The organism is Allocoleopsis sp., from assembly GCF_036703385.1.
Classification (GTDB): Bacteria; Cyanobacteriota; Cyanobacteriia; order Cyanobacteriales; family Coleofasciculaceae; genus Allocoleopsis.
Map to the genome: position 1 here is coordinate 1 of NZ_DATNPA010000535.1, position 4,566 is coordinate 4,566.

Annotated in this window: 3 protein-coding genes and 1 pseudogene; 3 read left to right on the forward strand and 1 reads right to left on the reverse strand. The window is 47.7% G+C overall.

Translation table 11 applies throughout. From position 1 onward, the window contains the following. The 3 genes and pseudogenes from V6C93_RS25970 to V6C93_RS25975 all read left to right on the forward strand — a co-directional run. On the forward strand, positions 1-484 hold a 484-nt coding region (locus V6C93_RS25970; protein ID WP_333479564.1), incomplete at its 5' end, for a peptide chain release factor-like protein. 108 nt (positions 485-592) lie between these two features. Beyond that, positions 593-712 (forward strand): annotated as a pseudogene (locus tag V6C93_RS38825) (galactose-1-phosphate uridylyltransferase); the annotation flags it as partial. A 547-nt stretch (positions 713-1,259) separates the two neighbouring features. Next, positions 1,260-1,886, forward strand: coding sequence for a hypothetical protein (locus tag V6C93_RS25975; RefSeq protein WP_333479565.1), 627 nt, complete (start codon positions 1,260-1,262; stop codon positions 1,884-1,886). A gap of 681 nt (positions 1,887-2,567) precedes the next feature. Here V6C93_RS25975 and V6C93_RS25980 read toward each other — a convergent pair. Continuing rightward, positions 2,568-4,566 (reverse strand): AAA family ATPase (locus tag V6C93_RS25980; RefSeq protein ID WP_333479566.1); only part of this gene is annotated, 1,999 nt, incomplete at its 5' end.

Below are 4,566 nucleotides of genomic sequence, written 5' to 3' on the forward strand. Positions count from 1 at the left end.
CAACGGCAAACGCCAAACCAGCTTTGCTGGGGTGGAAGTGATGCCGCTGATCGATAACTCGGTTGAGCTTGACATTCCCGACAAGGATTTAGAAATCACAACCTCCCGTGCTGGCGGTAAAGGTGGGCAAAACGTCAACAAGGTGGAAACCGCTGTGCGGATTCGGCATATTCCCACTGGGGTGGCGGTACGCTGTACTGAGGAGCGCAGTCAACTGCAAAACAAGGAAAAAGCCCTAGCCATTCTAAAAGCCAAGCTGCTGATTATTGCTCAAGAACAACGCGCTAAAGAAGTTGCTGAAATTCGAGGTGACATGGTAGAAGCGGCTTGGGGGAACCAAATTCGTAATTACGTCTTTCATCCTTACCAAATGGTGAAAGACCTGCGCACGAATGTGGAAACCACAGCCGTTGGGGATGTGATGGACGGCGAACTCGACCCATTTATTGAAGCGTACCTCCGTCAGGAAAATCAGCTCATTTGAAAATAGGCTGGGGAAGTTGGAGACGCTATGCTTTTAAGCTGTTGCGCGTAAAACCTTGCATATTTCCTGTAAGGTTGGGGAGTCGGGAGTTGTCGATAGGGGGATTCCCACCTACGCTGGCATCCCTTTCGAGGTGAATGGGTAGCTTATGCCAGTCATCGTCAGGGGCGGACGTTCTAGGCCACCCCCTGATACAAACCACTAGCACCTACCATCGATCCTCGGTGGAAGATACTTTTGTGATGTTCCCGCATGGAACATGGGAAAATCTGGCTTTCGAGCCAAATAGGCCGAGTGTTGAGAGACAAGGAAGGTTGCGTCCTGTCGCGTTGGAGCTTAGATGATGAGCAGCAGAACTTACAACACAAGGGATTCCTGTTGCTCGGATAAGCCCCATGTTAGAGCGCTAAAGTATCGGGACAGCACGAATAATCCCTTAATTTTCTATTCCAGCTGTAATTTATCGCATCCTTGAGCAAAAGTTCACAGGTAGTCTCAAGAGATGGATTCAAGTATATCAGCCTCTTGGTAATTGTAGATTTTTTATTTCTCGGTAAAAGTGAGAGAGCCCTCTCATAAGTGTCCTGATTAAGTTTTACTAAAGATTATCTCTACAGATAGATTTTTGATAAGTTTGAATCATTTCTGTCGATAGAGTTCCAGTAAGGTATTCCTGAAAGAGGATTAGGGTGTTAGTTTCGTCCGGCTGCCGGACAAAACATTCAACCAAAAGTATTAAAACACTCAATTTATTTTAATTTTCAGCAATACTACAATGAATTTTTTTAATCCTGACGCACCCCTGTTATGCCACAAGCCAAATGTACTCGCTCTGCCAGATAGCCCTGGACTTTGGCGCTGTCACTGGCAAGTAGGGAGTATTACACTTGTCTCGACATTTTATACACCGCTCGATCAAGTCTGCCTGATCTGGGGTGCAATCTCTATAGGAATTTTTACAACGGCTCAGTTCTCCCCTATTAGTTGGAGTAGTCAAGCTGTTTGGTGGTCAATCCTCACCTTAATGGCTACATTAGGCATGGTGGTTTTGACGCCACCTTGGTTAAGAAAGGACGGATTAGGCTGGGTGGTCGATAGTTGGTCATTTTTGATGCTGCTTGGGGTTGCCCTCACAGACTTAAGCATTTTCCTGGGGTGGGGAGAGGTTTTAATGCGTCTGTGTCCACTATGGTTAGGGTTGGTGGCGTTGGGATACCTAGGAACTGGACTAGGAATGCGATCGCGCACGTTAATCATTACAGGATTAGTTCACCTGGTGGCGATCGGGACATTACCCTACGTTGGCGCGATGCAGTTTCTCGCGACTGGCATCATCATGGGGGGTAGTAGCATCCTGTTAGCTGTGTTCCAGTGGGACTCCTTTGGCACATGTGGCGGTTAATTAAAGGCTCTTCCACTGAATGTCCCATCCCCACCTTGTTTGATCACTGTCACAATCGCATGACAACTGGGTCTTTCAATCTCTGACTTTCCGTCGCTTTTAATCCCTAAGCAATACTAAGAGGCTGTGCTGATGCAGATCATACCCAAGGTAATGGCTACTGCTGCGCTGATACGCCGAACAGGTGCAGGTTCTCGGAAGCACAATGTTGCGATCACAACGCCAATAACAATACTAAACTGGCGGAGTGCTGACAAGTAGCTAAACTCATATCTTCCACCAATCAGGATAAACCCCTAAAACCCAAATGATTGGTGTAAGAAAGTGACAGGGAACTCCAAACCGAATCCCAACATATCTCAGTGGGCAAGAGTAGCCAAAATAACGTTGTGAATAGTGATATTACGTAGTAATATCAGCAGGCGATTGCTAGGGGAGTAACAAGATACAAGCTCCAGGGCTAGATATAGGAATTCTCTTGGATTTGCGTTGACAACCAAAACTATGAGAGAAAAGGGCGTGAAAAGCATTTAGAAAAGCAAGAAAAATAGAAACAATTTTCCAGGTGCAAAATCTGAGTCTATGTAAGGGTTCCATTAATTCGGTTTGGGAAACTTCCGATCCAAAAAAACAGGCTGCATAGGGGGCAACCTGTTTAAAGTAAATATTTAGATATCGTGATTAGCTAGGCTGAGTCATCAGCAAGTCCGCAGGCAACCGCTTAAAGGCAAGGCGTTCATTTTCTACATCCACAAAGATGGTGTCCCCATCATTAAACTCACTTCGCAGAATCGCCTTAGCAATTTGCGTTTCTAGTTCGCGCTGAATCGCTCGCTTCAGAGGACGAGCACCGAAAACGGGGTCATAACCTACCTCTGCCAAGAAGTCGAGAGCACTTTCCGACAACTTCAGAGACATCTTGCGATCCGCTAAGCGTTGTTCTAGGCGCTTAACTTGTAGTTGAACAATATGGCGCAACTGATGTTTTTGCAAGGAGTGGAAGATAATAATCTCGTCAATCCGATTCAGGAACTCTGGACGGAAGCTCGATCGCATCGCATCCATCACCCGACTCCGCATCTCATCATACTGACTGTCATCGGTGGCAAGGTCTAGAATGTACTGCGATCCGACGTTACTTGTCATGATAATCACAGTATTCTTGAAGTCTACCGTGTGACCTTGAGCATCAGTGACGCGCCCATCATCGAGGATTTGCAACATCACGTTGAACACATCGGGATGAGCTTTCTCGATTTCGTCAAACAGAATCACTGCAAAAGGACGACGGCGGATCGATTCGGTCAACTGGCCCCCTTCTTCGTAACCCACATATCCCGGAGGCGCACCAATGAGGCGGGAGACGGCGTGCTTCTCCATATATTCCGACATATCAATCCGCACTAAAGCATCTTCCGTGTCGAACAGGTAAGAGGCTAGCGCTTTTGCCAGTTCCGTCTTGCCAACACCCGTGGGGCCAAGGAAGATAAAGCTAGCAGTGGGACGATTGGGGTCAGATAAGCCCGCACGCGATCGCTGAATCGCATCGGCAACGGCAGTGACCGCTTCATCCTGTCCCACAACCCGCTGGTGCAACTCATCTTCTAGGTGGAGTAACTTCTCTTTCTCCGATTCCACCAGCTTGCTGATGGGAATCCCCGTCCACTTGGAGATAATTTCCGCAATATCGGATTCTGTGACTTCCTCCCGTAGCAGGGATTTACCATTGGTTTGGGTCGCCGCTAGTTGGGATTCTGCCTCTTGTAGGGATTTTTGCAACTGGGCTAATTTGCTATATTTCAACTCAGCCGCCTTGTTCAGGTCGTAATCGCGCTCGGCTTGCTGAATTTCCACATTTACTCGGTCAATCTCTTCTTTAATGCTCTGAATGTGGTTGAGTACATCTTTTTCGGACTGCCACTGAGCATTTAAAGTCCGTTGCTCTTCTTTGAGGTTGGCGAGTTCTTTTTCCAATCGTTCCAGCCGTTCAACCGAGGCGCGATCGCTTTCTTTTTGCAGCGACAACCGTTCCATTTCCAACTGGAGGATTTTGCGGTTAATTTCATCGAGTTCTTCCGGCTTGGAGGTAATCTCCATTTTTAGCCTTGCTGCGGCTTCATCGACTAAGTCAATCGCTTTATCTGGCAGGAAGCGATCGCTAATATATCGAGTCGATAACGTAGCCGCAGCAACGAGTGAACTGTCAGAAATCTTCACCCCGTGGTGGAGTTCATAACGCTCCTTAAGTCCCCGCAGAATCGAGATTGTATCTTCTACACTGGGCTGATCCACATAAACCTGCTGGAATCTGCGTTCCAATGCCGCATCTTTCTCGATGTACTTGCGGTACTCATCCAGGGTTGTCGCACCGATACACCGCAACTCCCCTCGCGCCAGCATGGGTTTGAGCAAGTTGCCTGCATCCATCGCACCTTGAGTAGCACCGGCACCGACAACGGTGTGGATTTCGTCAATAAATAGGATAAGTTGACCGCGAGAGTCGGTAACTTCTTTGAGTACCGCTTTCAGACGTTCTTCAAATTCGCCCCGGAACTTAGCACCGGCAATGAGTGCACCCATATCTAGGGCAATTAATTTACGGTCTTTGAGAGATTCGGGCACATCACCGGCAACCATCCGTTGCGCCAACCCTTCTGCGATCGCAGTTTTACCGACACCA

Coding starts and splice junctions, on each gene's coding strand:
- V6C93_RS25975 (WP_333479565.1), top strand. CDS start 1,260: ATGAATTTTTTTAATCCTGACGCACCCCTGTTATGCCACAAGCCAAAT.